Genomic DNA, 23,592 nt, shown 5'->3' with positions numbered 1-23,592 from the left:
TCCTAAAGCCTCGGGCCTAGAGACCGACGCCGTGATACAGGGCGCCGATCTCGTGACGGGTGAGGTGACGGGCCCGCCCGGCGCGCAGGGTTCCCAGCGACACCGCCCCGAACCGGGTGCGCACCAGTCGATGCACCGGGTGGCCGACGGCGTCCATCATCCGGCGGACGACGTGCTTGCGCCCTTCGTGCACGACGACCTCGACCATCACCCGTCCGTTCGCGTTGTCGACGATGCGCGCCGAGTCCGCGCGCACCGGGCCGTCGTCGAGTTCGACCTCCGCGCGCAGCTGGCGCAGGACGTCACGGCGCAGCGGACCGGACACCTCGACGAGGTAGGTCTTGGGGACGGCGAACGAGGGATGGGTGAGCCGGTGCGCGAGCTCTCCGTCGTTGGTGACGAGCAGCAGCCCCTCGCTGTCGGCGTCGAGCCGGCCGACGTGGAACAGCCCGCCGCCGAACTCCGCGAGCAGATCCGCGATCGTCGGCCGACCCCGGTCGTCCGACATCGCCGAGAGCACCCCGCGCGGCTTGTTCAACGCCAAGTGGACCAGGCCCGTCCGGGTGACGATCCGCTCACCGTCGACCTCGATGAGGGCGGTTTCGGGATCGACCCGGCGGCCCTGCTCGCGCACCACGGTGCCATCCACCCGGACCCGACCGGCAGCGATCAACTCCTCGCCGTGCCGGCGGGAGCCCACCCCGGCGGCGGCCAGCACCTTCTGCAGCCGGATGCCCTGGTCCTGGGGCCCGTCCGGGCGGTCACCGCTACTCATGACGGGAACCTGGTACTCATGACAGCAGCCCGATACTCATGACGGGAACCTGGTACTCATGACGTAACAATGTCATCAATCTCATCGATACCGGGCAGCAGGGGGGCAAGCGGCGGCAGTTCGTCGAGCCCGCGCAGCCCCATCCGTTCGAGAAAGTAGTCGGTGGTGCCGTAGAGGATCGCGCCGGTCTCCGGATCGTGCCCCACCTCCTCGACCAGGCCGCGGGCGGTGAGGGTGCGGATGACGCCGTCGGCGGAGACACCCCGCACCGCCGAGATCCGCCCCCGGCTCACCGGCTGCTGGTAGGCGACGACGGCCAGGGTCTCCAGCGCGGCCTGCGACAGCCGGGCCGACTGGCCGGCGAGCACGAAGCGCTCGACCCAGGGGGCGCACTCGTCCGCGGTGTAGAAGCGCCAGCCGCCACCGGTGTGCCGCAGTCGGAAGCCACGGCCGTCGCGGACATACTGCTCGGCGAGCTGCGCGAGCAGCCGCTCGACCTCCAGCGCCGGGGCGCCGAGGCCAGTCGCGAGCTCCGCGACGCCGACCGGCTTCTCCGCGACCATGAGGACCGCCTCGAGCAACGCGCCCAGCGGCGGCCGGGCCTCCCCGGCAGCCCCGGCCTCCCTGGTCACGACGCCACCTCCCGCGACTCCTCCTGCGCGTCCCCACCGTACCGATCAGATCCGAACAGCCCGTGGCCGATCGGCGGGGCGTCCGCCTCGACCGCCGGATCCAGGGCGATCCAGCGCACCGTCAGCTCGCCGAGCGGGACCTGCTGGTCGAAGGAGATCCGGCCCTCGCGGAAGAGCTCCAGCAGCGCCAGGAACCGGGCCACCACCTCGATGGTCTGCCGACAGCCGACGCACAGCATCCCGAAGGTCGCGGTGCCCACCTCGCGCAGCATCGCGATGACGGCGAGCATGTGCTCCCGCACGCTGATCCGGGGCAGGTGCACGTGATCGGTCGCAACCAGCGGCGGCAGCGGCGGCTCACGCAGCCGGGCCGCGAGCGCCGCGAGCTCCGTCGGGCCGATGCCGATCTGGACCTCCGGCAGCGCGGCGGCGTAACGGGGCTCCAGGGGTACCGCCCGGGGGGTGTGGCGCGCCTCCAGGGCCATGAGGCCGGCGAAGAGCGCCRCAGCCTCCTTGTACGCCTTGTACTGCAGCAGCCGGGCGAAAAGCAGGTCGCGGGCCTCCAGCAGGGCCAGGTCCGCCGACTCGTCCTCGGACAGGGCGCCCGGCAGCAGCCGGGCCGCCTTCAGGTCGAGCAGGGTCGCCGCGATCACCAGGAACTCGGTGGCCTGGCCGAGGTCGAACCGGTCCCCCAGCCGCCGGATGTGCGCGACGAACTCGTCGGTGACTTGGGAGAGCGCGACCTCGGTCACGTCGAGGCGATGCTTGGCGATGAGCGAGAGCAGCAGATCGAAGGGGCCGGTGAAGTTGTCGAGTTCGACGACGAAGGTCTCCGTGCGCCCACCACGACCCGTCGGCACGCCGGTGCGCGGGGCGGCCTTCCCGTCGGTCTGGTCAGCCGGAGCGGCCTGGTCAGCCGGGGCGGCGCGAGACCGGGTCATGGCGCCACGCTACGCCCCGGCGGCGTCGACGTGATCATCATCACCCCAGGTTGAGGCCTATCAGCGAGGCGAGTCCCCGCAGCAACGGGCCGATGAGCTGGCCGACGACCGAGGGGAATCCGACGAACAGCACCGGCAGCAGCAACAACGCCAGCAGGATGCCCAACCCGATGTTGCGCTCGGCCAACTGGTACCGGGCGTTGCGCCAGCCAGCCGTGGTCGGACCGAGCAGGAACAGCAACCGCCCGGCGTCTGTCGGGGGGACCGGGACGAGGCTGATGATGAACATCGACCCGAACGTGACGGCCATCCACAACGCGAGCTCGGCACCGAAGCTGTTCGGCACCGTCACCTCGGTGACGCGGTCACCGAGTCGCACCAGCCCCGGCTCGCCGAGCGGCTGGAACACCGCCAGGGAGGCCAGGGCGAGCAGGAGATACGTCAGCGGCCCGGCCAGGACGGCAGCGGCCACGTGGAACCGGCGGCGCCGCCACACGTCGTTCATGGGCACCGACTCGGCCCAGCCGTAGCCGACGACGAAGACGGCGACTGCGCTGAACGGGCTGAGCCGGTCCTTCAGGCCCGTCATCATCCGCCCCGAGCGCATCGGGGTCGGGTCACGGACCAGCCGGGCCACGAGCACCTGGGCGGCGTCGTGGGCGAAGATCCCGATGAGGAAGGCGAGGAGGATCCCGAGAAGCGCCGCGGGTTCGGCAAGGTGGAACAGCACGTCGCTACCTTTTCGCCCCGATCGCCTCGTTGTCCCGGTTCAGCCGACGGCTGGCGGCGTGTCGTGCCGGACCATCAGTTCCCGGGCGAGTCGCCGGTAGCCGGCAGCCCCCACCGACGTCGGGGCGTAGGTGGTGATCGGCTCGCCGGCCACCGTGGTCTCCGGGAACCGAACCGTCCTGTTGATCACAGTGTGGAACACCTCGTCCGGGAACCGTTCGACGACCCGGGCCAGCACCTCCCGGGCGTGCAGGGTGCGGGCGTCGTACATGGTGGCCAGAATGCCGGCGAGCTCCAGGCGCGAGTTGAGCCGCTCGCGCACCTTGTCAATGGTCTGCAACAGCAGCGCCACTCCCCGCAGCGCGAAGTACTCGCATTCCAGCGGGACGATGACGGCGTCCGCCGCCGTCAGCGCGTTCACGGTCAGTAGGCCGAGCGAGGGCTGGCAGTCGACGAGGATGACGTCGTACTCGTCGAGGATCGGCGCCAGCGCGCGGGCGAGGCTGTGCTCGCGGCCGACCTCGGTGACCAGCAGCACCTCCGCGGCGGACAGGTCGATGTTGCTCGGCAGCAGGTCGAGCCCATCGACCTGGGTCTCGACGATCACCTCGCGGACGTCGGCGTCCCCGCCCAGCAGGAGGTCGTGCACTGTCAGGTCGAACTGCATCGGGTTGACGCCGAGCCCGACCGACAGCGCACCCTGAGGATCGAAGTCGACGAGGAGTACCCGCCGGCCGTACTCCGCGAGAGCGGCACCCAGGTTGATCGTACTGGTGGTCTTGCCGACCCCGCCCTTCTGGTTGCACATCGCGACGATCCAGGCGGGACCGTGCGACGTCAGCGGGGGCGGGACGGGAAACGACGGCAGCGGCCGTCCGGTGGGTCCGGGCTCGCCCACCCCCGCATCGACACTCTCACCGCCGGCCTCGAGCCGCCCGTCCTCGGACAGGCGGGGATCACCGACCGTCACCTCCCCATAGAAGCGGCGGGTCGGTGAGGCGACGGACGACGTGTCGGTGAAACGGACCACTGAGGGATTGCTCCTTCTACAAAGAGCAGAAACGGACCGGTAGGAGCGTACCGACACCGACCCGTTCTCGGTGGCGCCGGGTGGCCGTAAAGCGGCGTGTCGCGCCATGAGCGGCGTGACCACGTTGGACGGACCCCACCTGTGTTGGACGGACCCCACCAACGGAGGTAGGAAATCAGACACCGGGGGGTGACCGCTCCGGTTCGACGAGGGATTCATCTCTCCGATCAGTGCTCGAGGAGACTCGAGGAGAAGGGATCCGGGATGGGCGCGCAGACGGTGGAAGCGGTGGTGGCCCGGGAGAAGGGCGCCGCGGTCTCGCTGGAGCAGATCGTTGTTCCAGATCCGGGTCCAGGCGAGGCACGGGTACGGGTGCGCGCCTGCGGCGTATRCCATACCGACCTGCACTACCGCGAGGGCGCGATCAACGACGACTATCCGTTCCTGTTGGGGCACGAGGCGGCCGGCACCGTCGAATCGGTGGGCGAGGGCGTGGTGGGTCTGGCCCCGGGTGACTACGTGGTGCTGGCCTGGCGGGCCCCCTGCGGAACCTGCCGGGCCTGTCGGCGCGGCATGGCCTGGTACTGCTTCGACTCCCGCAACGCGCGAAATCCGATGACCCTGGCGGACGGGACGCCGCTGGCGCCGGCGCTGGGCATCGGCGCGTTCACGCCGCTGACCCTGGTCGCCGCGGGCCAGTGCGTGCCGGTGGACCCCGCGGCCCGGCCAGAGGCGGCCGGGCTGATCGGCTGCGGGGTGATGGCCGGTTTCGGTGCCGCCGTGAACACCGGCAGGGTCACCCGGGGTGAGACGGTGGCGGTGATCGGCTGCGGCGGGGTCGGCGGCGCGGCGATCGCCGGCGCCTCGATCGCGGGAGCGCGGAAGATCATCGCGGTCGATGTCGACGACCGGAAGCTCACCTGGGCCCGACGCTTCGGTGCCACCGATGTCGTGAATGCCACGGCAGACGATCCGGTGGCGGCCATCCGGGCGCTCACCGACGGCTTCGGCGCCGATGTGGTCATCGATGCGGTGGGCCGCCCGGAGACCTACCGCCAGGCCTTCGACGCCCGCGACCTGGCGGGGCGGCTGGTCCTGGTGGGTGTACCCGACCCGACGATGACCGTGGAGCTGCCGCTCGCCGAGGTCTTCGGCCGCGGCGGTCACCTGTCGTCGTCCTGGTACGGCGACAGCCTGCCGAGCCGCGACTTCCCGATCCTCATCGACCTCTATCGCCGGGGCCGACTCGACCTCGACGCCTTCGTCACCGAGACCATCGGGATCGGCGACGTCGAGGAGGCGTTCACCCGGATGCAGCGCGGCGACGTGTTGCGCAGCGTCGTCATCCTCTGAGTCGTCGTTCACCGGGCCGCCATCTACTGAACCATCGTTCACCAAGCCTTTGCTCACTGGCGAGCTTCGTTGGCGGCGGGTCCACCCGGAGCCGGGAACCGCCGGATACGGTCGACCCCACCGGGTGCACCGCCGTCCGACGGCACCCGCGACACGCGCAGCGGGCAGCGGGCAGACCGATCGGGTCGAGGAGGGGACGCAATGATCGTCAATACCGGGCTTCGGGTGGATCGGGTGATCACACGCGGCGACTTCACGCTCGACGGTCAGTCGTTCACGGTCGACAACAACGTCTGGCTCGTGGGAAACGACGACGAGGTACTGGTCATCGACGCCGCGCACGACCCGTCGGTGATCGCGGCGGCCATCGGCACCCGCGTGGTCACATCGATCATTGCTACACACGGTCACAACGACCACATCAATGCGGCGACGGAGCTCGCGGACCTGGTCCGGGCGCCCATCGCGCTGCACCCCGCCGACGTGGTGCTGTGGAAGGCGATCTATCCGCACCGGGCGCCCGACCACGCGCTCGCGGACGGACAGCTCATCAGCCTGCCCGAAGGTGGAGCACTGCGCGTCCTGCACACCCCGGGCCACTCTCCCGGCGGGATCTGCCTGTTCGGGGAGATCAACGGCGACCCGGTCCTGTTCAGCGGCGACACGCTCTTCCGCGGGGGTCCCGGGGCGACCGGGCGATCCTACTCCGATTTCCCGACCATCCTRGCCTCGATCCGTACCAGACTGCTCACCCTGCCCGCGCACACCGTCGTGCACACCGGTCACGGCGACGACACGACCATCGGCGAGGAGGGTATCGACTACGACGACTGGGTGAGCCGCGGCCACTGAGCGGCCACTGAGCGGCCACCGAGCGGGCGCAACCGGCGCGGGCACGACCGAGCCGGTCAGCGGCCGCTGACCGGCCGCTTCCCCGCATCACCGCCTGGTGTGCGCACCGGACCCCGGGTGTGCGCACCAGGCTAGAGTCGGCCCGCGGTGCGCCGGGTGCCGCTGCTCTGCCCGCGACGCGCCGCCCACATCGGGGAGACGATCGCGACTAGCGCGACCGCGACACCAACCTGCAGGATGTGCCGGATCCAGTCGAAGCCGCCGGTGTGGCGCACGCCGAGCGCGCTCGCGATTACGTTACCCACCAGCGCGCCGATGATACCGAACCCGACCGTCAGCCAGAGTGGGATGTTCTGCCGACCCCGGACGATCAGACGGGCCAGAAGACCGATCACCAGACCGGCCAGAACGATCCAGAGAATTTGGAACACCGAACACCCTCCAGAGCCTGAGTCTGCCTCCTCTTCGTCTCCATGAACCCGGCTGCACAAACACCGCGGGCACCCGACCTGCACCGGATGCACAAACCTTCCTTAYTTGGTTTTTTCCTGGAAAATAGGCCCAATCCGGCGGAACGCCGCCCGTCCGTCAACGCGGAAGATCCCGGACGTCGACGGCCCGCAGATTGATGTTCGCGAATCCCTGGTGCATTCCGGGTACCAGGTCGACCCAGAAATAACCACGCAGCCGGTAGGAACCCTGCACGTAGCCGAAGGAAGCACCGCTGTGCGCCATCTCGGCAAGGCGGTACGTGCTCCCGAAGCACTCCTTCCCCGGCTCGAAGCCGGGCGGCTCCCCCGGCCCGAGCGCCCCGCACGCGTCGAAGAGGGTGAAGTTGGGCCGGTTGTCCCCCCCAAAGTCCGGTCCGGGGTAGAAGGCCCCTTCGTTACCCTCGGCGAGGGTGGAGATGTCGAGGAAGATGATCTGGGTGTCGTGGGCGGCGACGAAGTCGGTGAACGCCTTGGCCTGTGTGAGCTGGCCGACCGTGCCCCGGAACCCGGGGATCGGCCGCCCCGACGACAAACCGGCGGGAGGAACGATGACAGAGGGTGAGGGGAGCCCCAGTGGCCCAGGAGTACGTCCCGATCGGGCCGGGACGTCGTCACGCGACGACGGGGTGGGTGGCACGTCGTGCGGGCCGGGCTCCAGTTCCCCGCCCGTCGCCCGGGAGCTGGCGGCCGTCCCGGGGGCCCGCGGACCGAGGTCGCTGGCGGCCTCGGATGCGCTCAGGGCGGCCAGGCCCGCGAGTGTCGCGGCCAGGGCGGCCAGACCCGCGGTCCGGCGCGGGTGGCGTCGGGCGCGGGCCCGCCGGCCGGACAGGGGCCGCTTCGCCCCGGCGGAAGCTACCTCGGCGGAAGCGGCCACATCATGATCATCTCCAGTCGGCCGGCCACCGGCCGGACCGTCATCCTCGCCGGGCGCGGACCCGCGGACCCGCCCAAGCTCGCCAACCTGCCCAAGCTCGCCAACCTGCCCGGACTCGCCAACCTGCCCGGACTCGCCAACCTGCCCGGACTCGCCCGCCGGACCACCGGTCCCGAGTGGCGCCCGGTCCGCTGTCCCCGCGCCGTTTGTCCCCGCGCCGGCGCTCTCCGGCGCATCGAGGCGGATCTGCGTCTTGGCGTCGTGGGTATCCTCCTCCACGGCCGGCAGAAGGCTCCTCACACGGGTCGCCACCGGTGGAGCGAGCCAGGCGTCCCGCAGTATCCGGCGTGTCTCGCGCCCCGGGTCGCCAGTAGACCCGATCAGCACGCGCAGCAACGCGTGGGCGCTCGGCCGGGCCATGGGCTCCTTGAGCAGCGCCGCGCGGACCGCTGGGCGCAGGGCCGGCGGAACATCCCCGGTGTCGGCCTCGTCGTGGACCACCCGGTACAGCAGTGCGTCGGGCCGGCCGGTGCCGAAGGGGGGTCGCCCCGACGCGGCAAACAGTACCGTCAGGCCCCAGGCGAAGACGTCCGCCGGCGGGCCGATCTCGCCGCGTCCAGTGACCTGCTCCGGGGCCATGTAACCCGGGCTGCCCAGCAACACCCCCGTCCTGGTAGCGGCCGTCGCGTCGACCGCCGCCGCGATGCCGAAGTCGAYCACTTTCGGGCCGTCCTCGCTGAGGATCACGTTGCCCGGTTTCAGGTCCCGATGGACGATGCCGGCGTCGTGGATGGACTTCAGGGCCTCGGCGAGCCCGGTCGCCAGCGCCATGACGACCGGCATGGCCAGCGCGCCCCGGTCGGCGATCGCCTCGGCGAGGCTCTGGCCGTGGATGTGCTCGGTTGCCATCCACGGATCCTCGGCGTCGGGATCGGCATCGACCAGCCTCGCGGTGCAGGCACCGTCGACCGCCCGGGCGGCCGCGACCTCGCGACGGAACCGGCTGCGGAACTCGGGATCGGCCGTGAAGTCCGACCGGATCACCTTGAGGGCGACCGGCCCTCCGGTCTCGTCGTCGATGCCGAGGTAGACGACTCCCATACCGCCGGAGCCGAGCCGCGCGGTGAGCGTGAACCGGGCGATCCGCTCCGGATCGCCAGAGCGCAGCGACATCGCCGGCACCGCGCCCTCCCTTCCGTCGAGCTTTCCGCCGCGAGCCGACCGACAGCCGGCGAGGATTGGCCGCCGGGGCCGACCGCAGCTCCGAACGTTCCGACGCAGTGGCCGAGGCAACGGTCGATGGAGCATCCCGACAGGCCCGGAGCTCCCGGCCGAGGCACAAGCGGTCGATCCCGACCGATCGGCCTGGCCTGCCGGTTCCAATCAGTTCCGGGGAGCCGACCCAACGACTCGATCCCGGTTGCCACGTCCACCGTGCCAGCTAAATCTGTGACGGATCTGTGACGGAGATGTGACGGTCCGCGCGGTCGAATCACAGCGAGCAAACGAGTCCTGCCCGTGAGCGGATTCCGAGATTCGGAGATCAGGAGATTCGAAGATCAGAAAATAGTTTGATGTTCGCGTAGCCGGATCAGGTCCGGATCCTGCTCKATCGCCTGGATGTCCTCGGCCCGGGCATGGGTGACGAAGTGCTCCATGGGTACTTCGACGAACAGCCCTCGGGCCCGGACCGCGACCCGTCCGGTAGGGCTGTTCAACCGTCCCTCGCCACTGGCGTAGACCCGCCGGCCGAGCACGCCCTCGACCCGCGCGCTCAGGTGCAGGACAGTGCCCACGGGTACCGGCCGCAGGAAGTCCGTCTCCAGCCGGCCGGTCACCAGGCTGGTCCGGGTCAGATGCCCGAGCGCACCCAACGCCTCGTCGAGGGCGCAGCTGAGCAGGCCCCCGTGGGCGAGGCCCGGCGCTCCCTGATGATGCTCGGTCACCTCGAACGTCGCGCACAGCGCGAGCCCGGCATCGGCGTCGACCCGTAGGTGCAGTCCGTGGGCGGACTGGTCACCGCAGGCGAAGCACCGCACGTAGTGGGACGGCAGCACGGTGCCAGGCGCCGGTGCGTTCGCTGGACGTGGCGGGAGTTGTGCTCCYGGTGGCAGATCTGTTCGCAACGGCGTCACGACCCGGACTGTACCGACGCGGTGGGATCCGCCTGGCATCTTGCCGACGTCCCTTCCACCAACCGGCTACACCAACCGGCTACCRGCCGACCCGCGGCCAAGGACTCCGCTCAGCTACCGGCGGCTGGCCGCGCGACGCAGGTGGCGCAACTCGCGGCGCAGCCTGATCTGAGGAATGACACCGATGAGTAGGCCAACGACGAGACCGGCGGCGGCCGAGGCGGCCAGTGCACCCGCGACCGACATCTGCTTGGTCGAACCGAACAGCCAGATGCTCACGCGCGCGTCGTTCTGCACGACGAAGACCACGACAGCGATCGCGATGAGCAGCACCAGCACGGTGATCGCATAGGTGGTGTAGGCAACCCCGCGACGCGGGGGCCGGGCGCCGCCAGTGGGCGCACCCGGGACGCCGGGAGAATCCGGTGCGCCCGGGTGGACCGGCTGGTGCGGCACGGGCGCCACCTCGCCTGAACCACCCGGACCGCCCGGACCGGCTCGACCAACCGAACCAACCGGAACCTGGCCGGCGGGCGTTCCAGGAGGCGAGGCCGCGGGGGTCTGCCCGGCCGGCGCAGGCGCCGCGGGCGCGGACGGAACGGCGGACGGAGAGGCCACACGCCCCGCGTCGCCGAACCCTTGGCCCGGCTGCTTCGGTCCCGTCATGATCTTCCTGTTCCTCGACCCGCCGCCATCCCGCCCGATCGGCCGGCTCCGCGCACCGACAGCCCGATCAGCCCTACGCCCAGGAAGCGTGGACCGGGAAGCACTCTATACTGAAGGAAGCGGACGAGTTGGCCGGGCGGCCGCGTCGGCGCCGGCCGGTCCGGCGTCGCCGAGGAAAGTCCGGGCTCCACAGGGCAGGGCGGTGGGTAACACCCACCCGGGGTGACCCGCGGGACAGTGCCACAGAAAACAGACCGCCGGTGCCGGTCCCGGCGCCGGTAAGGGTGAAACGGTGCGGTAAGAGCGCACCAGCGCCCAGGGTGACCTGGGCGGCTCGGTAAACCCCGCCCGGAGCAAGGTCAGAAGGCCCGTGGCCGTCACAGGTCGCGGACCGCGCAGGCGTTCGAGGGCTGCCCGCCCGAGCCTGYGGGTGGACCGCTGGAGGCTGCCRGCAACGGCAGCCCGAGAGAGATGGTCGCCGCCGGCGAGCCGTGAGGCGAGCCGGTACAGGACCCGGCTTATAGGCCACCTCGTCCGCCTCAGCGGCCCGACCGCTCCCCGGTTTGTACAATCTGGGGATGAGTGAGATGCCGATCAGCGAGGCACGCGACCACCTCGGCGAGATCGTCTCCAAGGCGGAGCACGCCCGGGAGCGGATCGTCCTGACCCGTCACGGTCGCGCGGTCGCGGCAGTAATCTCCATAGAAGATCTCCGTGAGCTGGAAGCGGCAGAGGACGAAGCGGATCTCGCCGTCGCCCGAGAGGCGCTGGCCGCCGAGGAGCCTCGCGTACCCCATGCCGACGTCCTCGCCGAGTTMGGCCTGAACTGACGTGGCGCACACCGTCGAGTGGGCGACTGCGGCGCTGCGAGAGCTGCGCAAGCTCGACGCCTCCGCCGCTCGACGGATCCTGATCGCGGTGACACGACTCGCGGCGGAACCCCGCCCCTCCGGGGCCCGGGCCCTCACCGGCCAACCCACCGGGATACTGCGGATCAGAGTTGGTGAATATCGGGTGATCTACCAAGTCGACCACACCCGCGTTCTCGTCACGATCGTTCACGTCGCCCATCGACGTGAGGTGTACCGGCACCTCTGACCCGAGCGACTCGACACAGTGATATCAAGATCGCCCATCACCTGCCTACGTCCACGACAGGGCCGCTGTCCATGGCGCGCGTTCTATCGACGGATCGGGCCGAACCTGGTCATCGGTGTCGAGGCCGACACCGATCCGAAAAGCCGTCAGGTCGGCCGAAGAACGTCTCGACGACGTGGAGGGTGACGCATGAAGCTCGCAGCTCTCAAGCCTCTCGACCAGGTCATTGAGGACAACCGCGCGGATGCCGAGTTCCGTGACGCACCGGACCGCAGGGCTTTCGCCCGCGACGTTGCGAACAAGGTGGTGCGATACCGCACCGAGCACGGTCTAAGTCAGCGTCAGCTGGCGGCTGTCGTCGRCCTGGTGCAGCCCCAGATCGCCAGGCTGGAGAGAGCCGACCACCAACCMTCCTCCGACACTCGGCGCTGATCATCTCTGGAGGGATCGAAACGCTGGGTCGCCGTCCTCACCTGACTGGTCGTTTCTAGCCATGATGTGGTGACACTGCTACGGTAGGTGGCAATGTCGATCGAACGGCCGGATGCGAGCGTCGATGCGCCGGCCGCTCCCTGGAGACCGGGGGCTGGGCCGAGCCAGGCCGAGGTGAAGGCGCGGCTGCTCGACCGGCTCACATCACCGGAGGCAGGCTCCCCCGTTTCCGCCGACGGCACCGAATCCGATGGCTTGGCATCCRCAGGCTCGGCCCCTGAAGGCTCGGCGCGGCCGGAGACGGAACGTTCCAGGATCGACGCCAAGCTGGACGCGCTCGACCGCCGGAACACCTCGGATGATCGTGCCCCGTGGCCGGCCGACCGTCGGTCGGTAGAGGACACGCGGTCCGCCGATCCTTCGCCGGTGGAACGCAAGCTCGCGCTGCTCGACCGCGGGCCCGGCGGTGAGATGGACGCGGCCAGGAAGCAGGATCGGCCGGCCGGACCGGAGAAGCTGGGGTGGCGGCTCACGAGGATCTGGCGGGAAAGCCTCCCGACTCGAGATGGACGCGCCTTCTTCGAGAAGTCCGACACGGACATGCGGAGGACCGCGATGGCCGCCGAGCCGGTCCCGGGAACCTACACAGCCGACCTGCATGGCGACCCGTCGGGATTCCGGGTCGGCAAGGTCGCGCTCGACGCCCGGCAGCTCGGCGCGCTCATCCGCGCCGACGAGAACTGGCGCGGCCGACCGGTGCGGCTGCTGTCCTGCGAGACCGGGCAGGGCGACAACCCCGTGGCCCAGAAGGTCGCGGACGAACTCGGGGTCGCGGTGACGGCACCGACCGAGCTGGCCTGGGCCGACGACCGCGGTAACGTGTGGACGACATCAAGACGCCGTAACGAGTTCGGTGTCCTGGAAGAGACCATTCCATACGATGGCGCCTGGATCGACTTCCATCCGAAGACCAAGGGTGATGACAATGCCTCTGATTCGCGGTGACCTCAAGGTAGCGAAGGTCTTCGACGGCACAGCGGACGGAGTTCCCTTCATCGTCGACCGCCTAGACCTGCCGGCTGGTCGTGAGCGTTCCGATTTCCTCGCCTACCTGCGGCAGGGTGCGGTCATCATGCGCGCCGCCGGTCTCGATGTCGACCAGYTGGACGAGTCACGCGAAAAAAGAGTGCCGATTGCTCTCCTGACAGACGGGGAATGGGTCTGGGACGCATCGATCGCCTATTATCTGGAGGAGCACGATCTTCCGCCGGAGCCGGCGTTTCTCGACTATCTCCGCGGCCGGGACTTCACGTATGTGGCGCCGACGGAGGAACAGGTCAGCGCCGCGGCGGCGGCCCTGCGGGCGCGGTAGCGCCGCGGGGCCGGCAGCCTCGGCCCTGACCCCGCATCAACCCGCCTGAGCTGCCCCTATTCGCCGTAGATCGTCTGGCCCGCCAGGTGATGGGTGTCGTTGAACCCGCGTAGCACCGCCGGGCCGTCGGAGTACCAGTCGATGGTCGTCATCGACACCAGATCCAGGTGGAGGCGGTAGAGCACGGCCGGTTCCGCCGCCAGCGCCAGCTGGGCCAACCCCTTGATCGGCGTGACGTGTGAGACGATGAGGACCCGCCCGCCTGGCTGCTCGGCGAGCAGCCGGTCACGCACCCGCGCTACCCGGGCCACGGTGGCGATCAGGCTCTCCCCGCCGGGCGGCGGGACGTGCGGGTCGGCGAGCCAGGCATTGAGCTCATCGGGGAACTTCTCACGCACCTCGGCGAAGGTCAGCCCCTCCCAGGCGCCGAAGTCGGTCTCCCGCAAATCGTCGACGACGACGTAGTCGCGGCCGAGGGCCTCGGCGGTCTGCCGGGCCCGCTTCAGCGGCGAACTGACGACGAGATCGAACGGCTCGTCGCGCAGCCGGTTCGCTACGGCCGCGGCCTGGCCGAGCCCGACGTCGGTCAGGGCCGCCTCGACCGTCCCGCTGAAGCGCTTCTCCACCGAGAGCGGGGTCTGCCCGTGACGCAGCAGCACGGTCGTCGTCGGCGGTGCGGGCGGCGCCATCCAGCCGGAGAGCCGGTTCGTCGTCGGCGCGTGGTGCGGGACCGGGTCCGGGGACTGCGGGACCGCGGGTTCCCAGGCCCGCCCGGCGGCGGCGGCGTCCATCGCCTCGTTCGCGAGCCGATCGGCGTCGGCGTTGCGCGCGCGGGGCACCCACTGGAAACGGACCGCGGGGAACCGGGCGGCGAGTTCCGTCGCCTCGGCCACCAGCGGCCGCATCGCCGGATGCTTGACCTTCCACCGGCCGCTCATCTGCTCGACGACGAGCTTGGAGTCCATCCGGACCTCCAGCTCGGCGTCCGGGGCGATCTCAGCGGCGGCCCGCAGCCCGGCGATCAGCCCGGAGTACTCGGCGACGTTGTTCGTGGCGCGCCCGATCGAGTCCGCGCGCTCGGCCAGCAGCTTCCCCGAGCCGGCGTCGCGGACCACGGCCCCGTAGCCCGCCGGGCCCGGGTTACCCCGCGACCCGCCGTCGGCCTCGATGACCAGCCTGCGCACGGTGCCCATCTACATGCTCCCCTCGTCTACCCCCGAGGCGGGGGTCCCGCCGACGGTGTTACAGCCCCGATTCGGGGGTACGGACCAGGATGCGCCGGCACTCCTCACAGCGCACCACCTCATCCCCCGGCGCCGCCGCCACGGCGCGCAGGTCGCCGCCCGACAGCTCAAGATGGCAGCCCTGGCAGCGGCGGCGCAGCAGGGCCGCGGCGCCCACTCCGCTGGAGGACGCCCGGATCCGCTCGTACAGCGTGACCAGCGCCTCGGGCAGCTCCGGGACGAGAGCGTCGCGGTCATGGCGCAGCCGCGCCACCTCGGCATCGARCTCGGCGTAGGCCTTGTCCCGCGCGGCCACCGCCGCGTCGAGCTCGGCCTGCAGGGCTGATCGCTGCTGGGACAACGCGGAGAGCCGGCTCTCCAGGCCCTCGACGATCTCCATCTTCTCGAGCGCGTCGTCCTCGAGCACGCCCTGACGACGGGTCAGCGAGGCGAGCTCCGCCTGCAGGTTCTCCAGCTCACGCGGCGTCGAGACGGCGCCGGAATCAAGCCGCTGGGAGTCACGGGCCGAACGGGTCCGCACGAGGTCGATCTCGTTCTCCAGCTTGCGCTGGGCACGCGCGACGTCGCTCAGCTCGGTCCGCACCCCGACGACCTCACCGTCCAACGAGGTCAGCGCGGCGGTGCGCTCGGTGATGACGGCGTGCTCCGGCAGACCGCGTCGGCGGGCCACCGACCGGTCGATACCGGTGTCGAGCGCCTGCAGATCGAGCAGGCGGAGCTGAACTGCTGGATCGGCCTTCATCGATTCCTCACTGGTACGCCTGAACGACTACACCTGGCCGACCTGACCAGACCCGACGCGGCGCCCTCCGTGACCCGGGCCTCCGCGTGACCCGGGCCTCCGCGCCGCCGGCACCGCCTACCGGGACGGAACGTGCACCCGCCAGGGATCGGTCACGATAGCGGATACCGACGTGCTCACCGTACGTCCCCTCGCACGCAGACCGGTGTGCAGGCGGGTGGCGGCCTGGCTCAGCCAGGGCCATTCACTCGCCCAGTGGGCGACATCGACCACCACGACCCCATGCGCACCGACGGCGTCGAGGACGTGGTGATGCCGGCCGTCCGCGGTGACGAGGACGTCCGCTCCCGCGGCCTCGGCTRCGGCGACCAGTTCTCCCCCCGAGCCGCCGCACACCGCGATCCGCCGGACGAGCCGGTCCGCGGTACCCGTCGCCCGGACCCCGCCCGCCGTCGCCGGCAGCGCTCGGACGACCCGGGCGCAGAACCGTTCCAGGGACTCGGCCGCGGGCAGGTCACCGATCCGGCCGAGGCCCCAGCACACGCTCGCCCCGCCGACACCGCCCTCATCACCGACACCACCCTCATCACCGGCGCTGCTCCCGGCACCGCCCTCGTCGGCCCCGGCACCGCCCTCGTCGGCCCCGGCACCGCCCTCGTCGGCCCCGACGTTCGCYGGGGCGGACAGCGGGGCCGGGGCGGACAGCGGGGCGACGTCACGCAACCCCAGCGCGTCGGCAAGCGCGTCACTCACGCCCGGCGCGGCGACATCGGCGTTCGTGTGCACGGTGTACAGGGCGACGCCGGCCCGGATCAGGGTGGCAACGACCCGCCCGCCCGGACCGGTCTCGGCGACGCCGTGCACTCCCCGCAGGAACAGCGGGTGGTGGGTGACGAGCAGCTGAGCTCCCGCCGTGACGGCCTCGGCCGCCACCTCGGGGGTCGGATCCACCGCGAACAGGACCGCCGAGGCCGGCGCGTCCAGRTCACCCACCGCCAGTCCCACCGCGTCCCAGGACTCGGCCCAGGACGGAGGGAAGAAACGCTCAAGCACGGCCACACAGTCACGCACTGTCGCTGACGGAAAGGTCACCACCGTGACCCTACCCGCTTCGTCGCAGCGACCTGCCAGCCGGTCACGCTGTCCGGTGCCACACCCGGGCGCCGTGGGGGCGGTCGTTCCGGCCCCGTAACGTCACCGGTGGCAACACGCCTGCGATGTGCTGGCGAGCCGCGAGGAAAGGGCAGTCGTCATGGCGGACGTTTCGGTGCGATTCCAGGTGGCGGGGGATGCCGAGATCGTGCTGAACCTCGCGACCCCGCAGGCTGTCCGGCTGGTGGAAGCCATCATGCGCAAGGTGGCCGAGGCCATGGGTGCGCCGGAACGGCCCGCCGTCGGGGCCATGTGGCCCGACGTGCCATCGGCGCAGGCATCGTTCGCTCCGGACCGGCGCTGAGGCGCTGAGGCACTGAGACGCTGAGACGCCGAGACGCCGAGACGCCGAGACGCCGAGGCACTGAGACGCCGAGCCACCCGGGCGGCTGCCCGGCTCCGGCCGGGTGGACGCCCGCCGCCGGCTATGTTGGCGCAATCCCTCTAAACAAAGCAGGCGAAGGCACCAGATCGGCACTCTGCGTACTTGTTTCCACAAAAGCCGGCACAACAAAGCCGCAACACGATACAACTCCGCACAGCCATCCCCACCGAAAGGAAAACGATCAAGTATGGCGGGGGACGTACCGGCCGACGAACACGCGCTCATCATCTCGGCCGGAGGGGAGACGGGCCGAGCACTCCGTGCGGCGTTCGCGGCGATCRCACCCACCGACGCGTCCTCGGATGACGGGGTAGACCAGACCGCCGAGGGCGACGGCTCGCCAGCCGATCCCACCCTGGCCAACGAACGACGGCCGCTGCACCGCTACGGCAGGGTCCACGTGTTGGGCCAGCCTCGGGGCACCTCCACGGCGACGGCGGAGCGCACCGCCGCCCGGCTGGCGGCGGCGGTACTCCCCCCCGCGGACGGCAGCGTCGTGTCGACCACCGGGGTGTCGCCCGGGCTGAACCGCGCCGAGACGCTCGGGCTGGACGCCTTCCGCCTGCGGGCCAGCGCCGCCTACCGGCAGCTCAAGCAGGAACGTCCCCGCGACGGCCGGCCATGGGACATGGACCGGCCCTGCACCGACATCCCGCCGCCCCGGGGCAGCTCGCCTGATCCGGACCAGCCGACACCACATGCCCAGCCGACACCACATGCCCAGCCGACACCGCATGCCCAGCCGAACGGGCGGGCCGAGGCCCAGAGCCCGACCTCCGCGCCCACGGACACCCGGGCCACGGACACCCGGGCCACCGCGCAGATCGCCCAGGCGTCCTCCCCCACCAGCGCGGCGCTGGAGGGATCGGTGGCCGTCGGGCTGATCCTCGTGGAAGGGCCGACCACCGCGCTGCAACTGACCGCCGCGGAACGCACCAAGATCGTAGCTGAGGTGCAGAACGGGTTGTCCTGGTACGCAACCACGAACCCGGCTGCCGACCTGACCTTCCACTACGACATCCAGATCGTGCGGCTGTCCGTCCCACCGGACCCGAACGCGCCCGACCTCGAGGCGCTGTGGCGTGACCCCACCATGAGCCGGCTCGGCTACGCGGCCAGCTTCGACGGCGTCTACGACTACGTCGACGCGCTCCGGTCCCGGCTCGGCACCCGGTCCGCCTACTGCGCGTTCTTCACCAAGTATCCGCTGGGATACTTCGCGTACTCCTCGGTGGGTGGCCCCCGGCTCGTGATGTCCGTCGACAACGACGGCTGGGGACCGGACAATATCGACCGGGTCTTCACCCACGAGACCGGCCACATCTTCGGCGCTCCGGACGAGTACGCGGGCGCCCAGTGCGACTGCGGCGGTCGGTGGGGGGCGTTCCACGCCCCGAACGGCAACTGCGACGCCTGCGCGCCCGCGCCCGTCGACTGCCTGATGCGCTCGAACAGTTTCGCGCTGTGCCGCTACACCCCCAGCCACATCGGCTGGGGCCACGGAGTAAGCGGCAACCCGGCGCTCGTCCAGGCCAGGGGGCTCGGCCAGATCGGCAACTTCGACGCCGTCGTCCCGTCGGCCTTCGCCGGGCTGACCCACGTCTGGCGGGACAACGACGCGGCTGGCTTCCCCTGGATGGCCCCGTGGCAGACGGCTCAGGAGCTCGGCCGGATCGATGCCGCCACCATGATCCAGAGCACCCTGGCCAGGCCGGGACCCCTCGAGGTCGCCGTCCGGGTCGGCTCGACGCTGTACTTCCTGTGGCGGGACTCCACCGGCGCCTTCGCCTGGCACCCGCCGACCCGCCTCGTCCAGGGGGTGGGGGGCGTTCCGTCGCTGGTGCAGAGCCGGCTGGGCACCAAGGGCAACTTCGAACTGCTCGTGCCCGCCGCGGACGTCGGCATCCTGCACCTGTGGCGCAACCATGACATCCACGGATTTCCGTGGAGCACTCCGAAGCTGTTCGGCGCGAACCTCGGGCGCGTCGACGCCGTCAGCCTCATCCACGGCACGCTGGGCGGCGGCAACGGGATGCTGGAAGCGGTCGCCCGGGTCGGCAACCGGCTCGTGCACCTCACCCGCGACAACGGGGCGGTCTGGCGCACCGGCCCCGTCTTCGCCGAGGGCGTGACGGGCAATCCGGCGCTCATCCAGAGCGCCTTCCCCGACGGCTCCCGCAACTTCGAGGTGGTCGTCCCCGCCGCGGACCGCGGGCTCATCCACTTCTACCGGAACAACGGCGCGCCCTCCCCGGGCTGGAGCGGACCGCGGCCGTTCGCACCGGAGCTGGGCCGGGTGGACGCCGTCTCGATGATCCAGAGCAACTTCGACGGGCATCTGGAGGTGCTCRCCCGCGTCGGCGACCGGCTCCACATGGTCTGGCGTTCGTCGGGCCCCGGTGCAAGCTGGTCGGTCCCCCGGCGCGTGTTCTGAGCCGCCGCGCGTGTTCTGAGCCGCCGCGCGTGTTCTGAGCCGCCGCGCGGGGTCATCCGGCCGGCGCCGCCCCGGGTGGCCGGTCGGGCGGGAGGTACCCCGGCGTGTCCCAGGGCTCACCACCTGCGGGATCGCGGCGCTTGGCGCCCCTCCGCGCCAGCCAGCCGTCGACGAACAGGCTCTCGGCTGCGGTGAGGGTCTCCCGCAGCGCCGGGGGAACCTGATCGATGAAGACCCCGCACACCCCGGGCAGGGCAGCCACCTCCGGCGCCCGGGAGGGGGGCAGCGCCACGAGAGCCAGCCGGGGGCGCAAGGCCGAGGTCACGGTGCCGAGGACGGCCAGTTCGGCCAGTGGGTCGACACCCGTGCCGGTCGAGAAGCCCCGGTCCGGCCGATGGAAGACGACCAGTAGCTCCGGCYCGGTTTCCCACACCGGGCCATTGTCCCGCGAACGAACCCGGATGGAAGGTCCCCAGGCACCGACGGTCCACCGCCCGGGCTCCCGGTCCACCGCCCGAACCCGCGCCCGGTGAGAATCACAGCCCTTCGTGGATGGACACCATGGCTACCGGGGGACAGGGTTGGGACAAACGTCCGACTCCTGGTCGTGGACCCGCCCCAGGCGGTCCTCGCCCGACCGCCGCCGGCCGCTTCCGGTCCCGTCCGGGGCCGGAGAGGGCAGGGCAGGAAGAAGGCACCGCAGTTGAGCGAGCGGCTTCCTCTGTTCCCGCTCGGGACGGTCCTGCTCCCCGGGCTGGTCCTACCCCTGGAGATCTTCGAGGAACGGTACCGGATCTTGGTGCGGAAACTGCTCGAGCAGCCCGCCGACCAGGTCCGACGGTTCGGAGTGATCGCCATCCGGCGAGGCCGGGAGGTGGGTCCGGCCCTGCCGGCGATCCACGACGTGGGCTGCACCGCCGTGCTGCGGCGCGTCCAGGAACACTCCGACGGGCGGTTCTCGCTCATCACGGTGGGCGGTGACCGGTTCCGGATCCGCACGGTGGACCGGCACAGCGAGCCCTACCTCGTCGGGGATGTCGACTACCTGCCGGACGACGTCGGCGACACCGACGACACCGACGACACCGTTCCGGCAGTCCAGCGTCTGCTCCGAACCTACGCCGACCGGCTCGCCGCCACCGGCACCGTGCAGATCTCGCTGCCGGACCTCCCCGACGACCCGATCGCCCTTTCGTACGTGATCGCCGCCGCCGCCGTCACCGACGTCACCGAACGTCAGGGGCTGCTCGCCGCGCCGGACGCGGCCAACCGACTGCGGGCCGAACGGGCGCTGCTCCGCCGGGAGATCGGCCTCCTGGAAAAGATCACCACCATCGGATCGAGCGAGTTGCGCCGGGTCGATCCCAGCCCGAACTGACCCCCGCCCGAACTGACCCCAGCCCGAACCGTGGGACGTTCGCCACCCGGGGGATCGACGCTCAGTCCCCAGCCCCGACCTCAGCCCCAGCCCCGTGGCCGGGCGCGTCGCCGGGCGCGGTCGGACCCCGCCTGTCCTCGGCGGCGTCCGACTGGGCCCGCGAGGTCACCCACAGCCCGACGAGGAGTACGAGCAGGGCGGTCACCGGCATGACAAAGTAGAGCCCGCCCGCGCGGACCTTCATGTCCACCAGGTCGGTGAGCAGCGGAGAGGCGTCCTTCGGCAGCGCGTGCAGCAGCTGGGGCGAGCGCCGCAGGTGGCCGATCCAGCCGGCGATCAGCGAGCCGCCGATACCGCCCGCGGCGAGCCCGACCGGGACCGGCCATCCCGCGTCCCGGACCCGCCAGCACGCCACGGCACCGCCGATCACGCCGGCGACCGCGCAGATCAGGGCGAACCGGACGTCGATGTCGCTCTGGACCGTAAACGCCGATTCATGCCCGTCCAACGCCACGGCAAGATCCAGATGCGGCGCGGTCGCGGCCCAGAGCAGGCCGAGCGGGAAGCCGGCGAGCGCCATCGCCGCCGCGCAGATCAGGCCGGCGACGGCCGCCGAACGAGCACCGAACGCCCGGCCCGGGTTCCGCCCGGGCGGCGCCGGTTCACCGGCCGCGGGGACGGCGATCGCCGGATCGAGGGTCGGCTGACCAGGGTGGTGCGGCCCGTCCCCGGGTGGGACGTCCCCGGGTGGGACGGACAGYGCGACCGGCTCGACTCCGCGGATGCCCGACGACCGCTCCATCATGACGCGCTTTCTGCCACTGGCTGTCTGTCTCCTCGTCCCCGGCCTACCAGCATCCCCGGCCTACCAGCGCGTTGTCGCCGACCGGCCGCAGGCCGTTGACCCTACCGCGCCGGTCGGTCCCGCAGCAGTCCTGCTACTACGCTGGCCCCGCTAACTATGACGCCCTCAGGACGTGCCGACACGGCGCAGTGCCATCGCCGCGACAGACAGCGCCACCATCCCGACGGCGGCGCAGATCCCGAGGTCGAGGACCACCTTCGCCCAGTCGACACCGGGTTGGAAGGCGGCCGCGAGGGCGTCCACCGCGTAGCTGCTGGGCAACGCGTCCCGCGCCCAGCGGCCGACCTCGGGCAGCCGGCCGGAGGGGATCACACCGAAGAACAGCACGATGCTCATTCCGAGCTGGCCGGCGACGGTCGCGAGCTCCGGCCGAGGGGCGAGCAGGCCGATCGCCGCCCCGAGCCCGGACAGGCAGATCCCGGCGAGCGCCACGACGGGCAGCAGCAGCCACAGGCCGGACAGCGGCAGCCCGTAGAGCAGCGCCCCCAGCACCGCGGTGACGACAGTGCCGGGCGCCGCGAAGGTCGCGTACGAGGCCGCCGTGCCCAGCACCACCGCGACGCCGGGCACCGGCAACGTGAGGTAGTAGTCCAGGGCACCGGCCGCCCGCAGCGCCCCGAACCGCTGGGCCAGCAGGTTCAACGCGACGAAGGCGACCACGAGCACCGTGGAACCCGCCACGACCTGCCCGGCGGCCGTGGTGTCGCCGACGTCGAGGATCCCGCGCAGCAGCACGAGGATCCCGACCGACTGGAACGACGCGACGAACAACAGGGGGATCCGTCCCACCTTGGAGCGGGCGAGCTGCCCGCGGTAGACCGCACCGAACGCGGTGCGGAACGACGTCGGCGGCGGCAGCTGCGGCGGGGCACTGCTCGGCGGGGCGGAGGCCGACACCGGCCGCGTGGCGGGAGCCGGGCGGCCATCCGCGACCGATGGCGCCGGCACCCCGGGTGCCCCGCCACCGGGTGCCCCGCGCGCGTCCGGAACGACGGTCACCGGAAAATCACGATCATGCGCGCTCCAGGTCCCGCGACCTGCCGCCGAGGGTGAGGTACACGTCCTCCAGCGAGGGGGTGGCGAGACTGAAATCGTCCAGCGCGGCGAACGCCGGGCCGGCGGTCAACCGGCCGAGGGCGTCACGGGCCGCGGCCGGAGCCAACCGGATGGTCCACCGCCGTCCGTTGACCACGGCGAGCGCGGCCAACGTCGCGACGGTGGGGTCGTCCGCGGGCGGGTCGTGGCGCCACGCGAGGTCGAGCCGGACGTCACCGGACAACGATGCCTTGAGCTGGCCCGGAGTGTCGCAGGCGATCACCCGCCCGGCATCCAGGACGGCGACCCGGTCAAGCACCGACTCCGCCTCGAGGACGTTGTGCGTGATCAGCAGGACGGTGACACCGACGGTGTCCCGGCGACGTTGCAGCGCCGACCACACGGCCCGCCGGGCGACGGGGTCGAGGCCGGTGGTCGGCTCGTCGAGGACGAGCATCGGCCGGTCCCCCACCAGGGTGGTAGCGACACACGCCAGCCGGCGTTGCCCACCGGACAGCTTCGACAGCGGGCGATGCGCCACCGCCTCCAGACCGAGCTCGCCGAGCACGGCGTCACGGACCGCCCGCACGGCGGAGCGGGGGACGCCGCGCATGCGGGCGGTGGTCGCCACGGCGGTGGCGACCGGCAGCTCGGCCAGCGCGAGATCGTCCTGGCCCAGATAGGCGGCGAGCCGGGCCGGCAGACCGCGGGYGGCCAGCACGTCGCGGCCAAAAAGGGTAATCGTGCCCGCGTCCGGCCGCAGCAGACCCATCAACTGGCGGACCAGCGTGGTCTTCCCGGCGCCGTTCGGCCCGAGCACCCCGAACACCTCGCCCTGCCGGACGTCGAGATCGATCCGATCATTGGCGAGAACGGCATGCTCACCCGTCCCGTGCCGCCGGGTGAGCCCGCGGACCGCGTAGCTCAACACATCGACCATTGTCGCAGTCGGAGCCGGTCGATGGTCCCGGGCCGAC

The 23,592-nt window shown here is 71.3% G+C and carries 26 protein-coding genes and 1 other RNA gene; 11 read left to right on the top strand and 16 right to left on the bottom strand.

What is annotated here, in order from left to right; translation table 11 throughout:
- Positions 1-16 precede the first annotated feature (16 nt).
- The 5 genes from CcI156_RS03095 to CcI156_RS03075 are packed head-to-tail and all read right to left on the bottom strand — an operon-like array spanning position 17 to position 4,107.
- A complete protein-coding gene (locus tag CcI156_RS03095) occupies positions 17-775 on the bottom strand; it encodes a pseudouridine synthase (RefSeq protein WP_023840520.1) in 759 nt (252 codons plus the stop codon).
- Positions 776-831: 56 nt separating this feature from the next.
- Positions 832-1,407, bottom strand: a complete 576-nt coding sequence (gene scpB / locus CcI156_RS03090; protein ID WP_011435895.1) for an SMC-Scp complex subunit ScpB — start codon at positions 1,405-1,407, stop codon at positions 832-834.
- Positions 1,404-2,348 (bottom strand): ScpA family protein, encoded by a 945-nt coding sequence (locus CcI156_RS03085; protein ID WP_076804232.1) that lies wholly within the window; start codon positions 2,346-2,348, stop codon positions 1,404-1,406. Before CcI156_RS03085 ends, scpB begins: the two co-directional genes overlap by 4 nt.
- Before the next feature lie 40 nt (positions 2,349-2,388).
- A complete protein-coding gene (locus tag CcI156_RS03080; protein WP_011435893.1) occupies positions 2,389-3,078 on the bottom strand; it encodes a M50 family metallopeptidase in 690 nt (229 codons plus the stop codon).
- A 39-nt stretch (positions 3,079-3,117) separates the two neighbouring features.
- The gene (locus CcI156_RS03075; RefSeq protein WP_011435892.1) at positions 3,118-4,107 is read right to left on the bottom strand and encodes a ParA family protein; all 990 of its coding nucleotides are present in this window, start codon (positions 4,105-4,107) and stop codon (positions 3,118-3,120) included.
- A 264-nt stretch (positions 4,108-4,371) separates the two neighbouring features.
- On the opposite strand from CcI156_RS03075, the gene CcI156_RS03070 reads away from it, so the two are divergent.
- Together CcI156_RS03070 and CcI156_RS03065 are read left to right on the top strand one after the other, a co-directional pair.
- Positions 4,372-5,460 carry an S-(hydroxymethyl)mycothiol dehydrogenase gene (locus CcI156_RS03070; protein ID WP_076804231.1) on the top strand — a complete coding sequence of 363 codons (1,089 nt, stop codon included), beginning with the start codon at positions 4,372-4,374 and terminating at the stop codon, positions 5,458-5,460.
- A gap of 201 nt (positions 5,461-5,661) precedes the next feature.
- On the top strand, positions 5,662-6,312 hold the full coding sequence (locus CcI156_RS03065) for an MBL fold metallo-hydrolase (protein ID WP_011435890.1): 651 nt from the start codon (positions 5,662-5,664) through the stop codon (positions 6,310-6,312).
- 131 nt (positions 6,313-6,443) lie between these two features.
- Here the strand turns inward: CcI156_RS03065 and CcI156_RS03060 are convergent, their stop codons facing one another.
- The 4 genes from CcI156_RS03060 to CcI156_RS26530 form a co-directional block, all read right to left on the bottom strand.
- Positions 6,444-6,743 (bottom strand): GlsB/YeaQ/YmgE family stress response membrane protein, encoded by a 300-nt coding sequence (locus tag CcI156_RS03060; protein ID WP_011435889.1) that lies wholly within the window; start codon positions 6,741-6,743, stop codon positions 6,444-6,446.
- A gap of 157 nt (positions 6,744-6,900) precedes the next feature.
- On the bottom strand, positions 6,901-8,850 hold the full coding sequence (locus CcI156_RS03055; RefSeq protein WP_254847250.1) for a serine/threonine-protein kinase: 1,950 nt from the start codon (positions 8,848-8,850) through the stop codon (positions 6,901-6,903).
- 386 nt (positions 8,851-9,236) lie between these two features.
- On the bottom strand, positions 9,237-9,851 hold the full coding sequence (locus CcI156_RS03050) for a PaaI family thioesterase (RefSeq protein WP_011435887.1): 615 nt from the start codon (positions 9,849-9,851) through the stop codon (positions 9,237-9,239).
- Positions 9,852-9,926: 75 nt separating this feature from the next.
- Positions 9,927-10,268 (bottom strand): lipopolysaccharide assembly protein LapA domain-containing protein, encoded by a 342-nt coding sequence (locus CcI156_RS26530; RefSeq protein ID WP_023840523.1) that lies wholly within the window; start codon positions 10,266-10,268, stop codon positions 9,927-9,929.
- Positions 10,269-10,602: 334 nt separating this feature from the next.
- Here CcI156_RS26530 and rnpB point away from each other — a divergent pair.
- The 6 genes from rnpB to CcI156_RS03015 all read left to right on the top strand — a co-directional run bounded on the left by rnpB (position 10,603) and on the right by CcI156_RS03015 (position 13,380).
- An RNA gene (gene rnpB, locus CcI156_RS03040) (RNase P RNA component class A) lies at positions 10,603-11,015 on the top strand.
- A 41-nt stretch (positions 11,016-11,056) separates the two neighbouring features.
- Entirely contained in the window at positions 11,057-11,308 is a 252-nt protein-coding gene (locus tag CcI156_RS03035) for a type II toxin-antitoxin system Phd/YefM family antitoxin (protein WP_254847243.1), read from the top strand.
- A 1-nt stretch (position 11,309) separates the two neighbouring features.
- Complete coding sequence (locus CcI156_RS03030; RefSeq protein ID WP_023840524.1) at positions 11,310-11,576, top strand: type II toxin-antitoxin system RelE/ParE family toxin; 267 nt, start codon at positions 11,310-11,312, stop codon at positions 11,574-11,576.
- Between the two features lie 189 nt (positions 11,577-11,765).
- Positions 11,766-12,008 (top strand): helix-turn-helix transcriptional regulator, encoded by a 243-nt coding sequence (locus CcI156_RS03025; RefSeq protein ID WP_076804229.1) that lies wholly within the window; start codon positions 11,766-11,768, stop codon positions 12,006-12,008.
- A gap of 93 nt (positions 12,009-12,101) precedes the next feature.
- The gene (locus CcI156_RS03020; protein ID WP_076804228.1) at positions 12,102-13,013 is read left to right on the top strand and encodes a hypothetical protein; all 912 of its coding nucleotides are present in this window, start codon (positions 12,102-12,104) and stop codon (positions 13,011-13,013) included.
- A complete protein-coding gene (locus CcI156_RS03015) occupies positions 12,994-13,380 on the top strand; it encodes a hypothetical protein (RefSeq protein ID WP_023840527.1) in 387 nt (128 codons plus the stop codon). Before CcI156_RS03020 ends, CcI156_RS03015 begins: the two co-directional genes overlap by 20 nt.
- A gap of 56 nt (positions 13,381-13,436) precedes the next feature.
- Here CcI156_RS03015 and CcI156_RS03010 read toward each other — a convergent pair whose 3' ends face one another.
- From CcI156_RS03010 to CcI156_RS03000, 3 genes are all read right to left on the bottom strand, one after another.
- Positions 13,437-14,573: a bifunctional RNase H/acid phosphatase gene (locus CcI156_RS03010; RefSeq protein ID WP_011435880.1), complete on the bottom strand. Its 1,137-nt coding sequence runs from the start codon at positions 14,571-14,573 to the stop codon at positions 13,437-13,439.
- Positions 14,574-14,622: 49 nt separating this feature from the next.
- Positions 14,623-15,366, bottom strand: a complete 744-nt coding sequence (locus CcI156_RS03005) for a zinc ribbon domain-containing protein (RefSeq protein ID WP_076804227.1) — start codon at positions 15,364-15,366, stop codon at positions 14,623-14,625.
- Positions 15,367-15,483: 117 nt separating this feature from the next.
- On the bottom strand, positions 15,484-16,458 hold the full coding sequence (locus CcI156_RS03000; RefSeq protein WP_371681751.1) for a Nif3-like dinuclear metal center hexameric protein: 975 nt from the start codon (positions 16,456-16,458) through the stop codon (positions 15,484-15,486).
- Positions 16,459-16,618: 160 nt separating this feature from the next.
- Between CcI156_RS03000 and CcI156_RS02995 the strand changes: the two genes are divergently transcribed.
- Positions 16,619-16,822 (top strand): hypothetical protein, encoded by a 204-nt coding sequence (locus CcI156_RS02995; RefSeq protein ID WP_011435877.1) that lies wholly within the window; start codon positions 16,619-16,621, stop codon positions 16,820-16,822.
- A 268-nt stretch (positions 16,823-17,090) separates the two neighbouring features.
- A complete protein-coding gene (locus tag CcI156_RS02990; RefSeq protein ID WP_076804225.1) occupies positions 17,091-19,337 on the top strand; it encodes a hypothetical protein in 2,247 nt (748 codons plus the stop codon).
- 52 nt (positions 19,338-19,389) lie between these two features.
- Here the strand turns inward: CcI156_RS02990 and CcI156_RS02985 are convergent, their stop codons facing one another.
- Entirely contained in the window at positions 19,390-19,770 is a 381-nt protein-coding gene (locus CcI156_RS02985; protein WP_076804275.1) for a hypothetical protein, read from the bottom strand.
- A gap of 270 nt (positions 19,771-20,040) precedes the next feature.
- On the opposite strand from CcI156_RS02985, the gene CcI156_RS02980 reads away from it, so the two are divergent.
- Complete coding sequence (locus CcI156_RS02980; RefSeq protein ID WP_011435874.1) at positions 20,041-20,715, top strand: LON peptidase substrate-binding domain-containing protein; 675 nt, start codon at positions 20,041-20,043, stop codon at positions 20,713-20,715.
- Positions 20,716-20,776: 61 nt separating this feature from the next.
- Here CcI156_RS02980 and CcI156_RS02975 read toward each other — a convergent pair whose 3' ends face one another.
- The 3 genes from CcI156_RS02975 to CcI156_RS02965 form a co-directional block, all read right to left on the bottom strand.
- Positions 20,777-21,520 (bottom strand): hypothetical protein, encoded by a 744-nt coding sequence (locus tag CcI156_RS02975; RefSeq protein WP_011435873.1) that lies wholly within the window; start codon positions 21,518-21,520, stop codon positions 20,777-20,779.
- Positions 21,521-21,685: 165 nt separating this feature from the next.
- The gene (locus tag CcI156_RS02970) at positions 21,686-22,579 is read right to left on the bottom strand and encodes an ABC transporter permease (protein WP_076804224.1); all 894 of its coding nucleotides are present in this window, start codon (positions 22,577-22,579) and stop codon (positions 21,686-21,688) included.
- Positions 22,580-22,592: 13 nt separating this feature from the next.
- The gene (locus CcI156_RS02965; protein WP_076804223.1) at positions 22,593-23,555 is read right to left on the bottom strand and encodes an ABC transporter ATP-binding protein; all 963 of its coding nucleotides are present in this window, start codon (positions 23,553-23,555) and stop codon (positions 22,593-22,595) included.
- Positions 23,556-23,592 lie beyond the last annotated feature (37 nt).

The organism is Frankia sp. CcI156 (assembly GCF_001983015.1).
Classification (GTDB): Bacteria; Actinomycetota; Actinomycetes; order Frankiales; family Frankiaceae; genus Frankia; species Frankia casuarinae.
The sequence above is the reverse complement of the archived record's forward strand: the minus strand, read 5'-3'. Positions and strand labels throughout refer to the sequence as shown.

Excerpts from the sequence above, each read along its gene's own strand:
- CcI156_RS03095 (WP_023840520.1), bottom strand. The coding sequence starts at position 775 with ATGAGTAGCGGTGACCGCCCGGACGGGCCCCAGGACCAGGGCATCCGG.
- CcI156_RS03010 (WP_011435880.1), bottom strand. The coding sequence starts at position 14,573 with ATGGGCACCGTGCGCAGGCTGGTCATCGAGGCCGACGGCGGGTCGCGG.
- CcI156_RS02995 (WP_011435877.1), top strand. The coding sequence starts at position 16,619 with ATGGCGGACGTTTCGGTGCGATTCCAGGTGGCGGGGGATGCCGAGATC.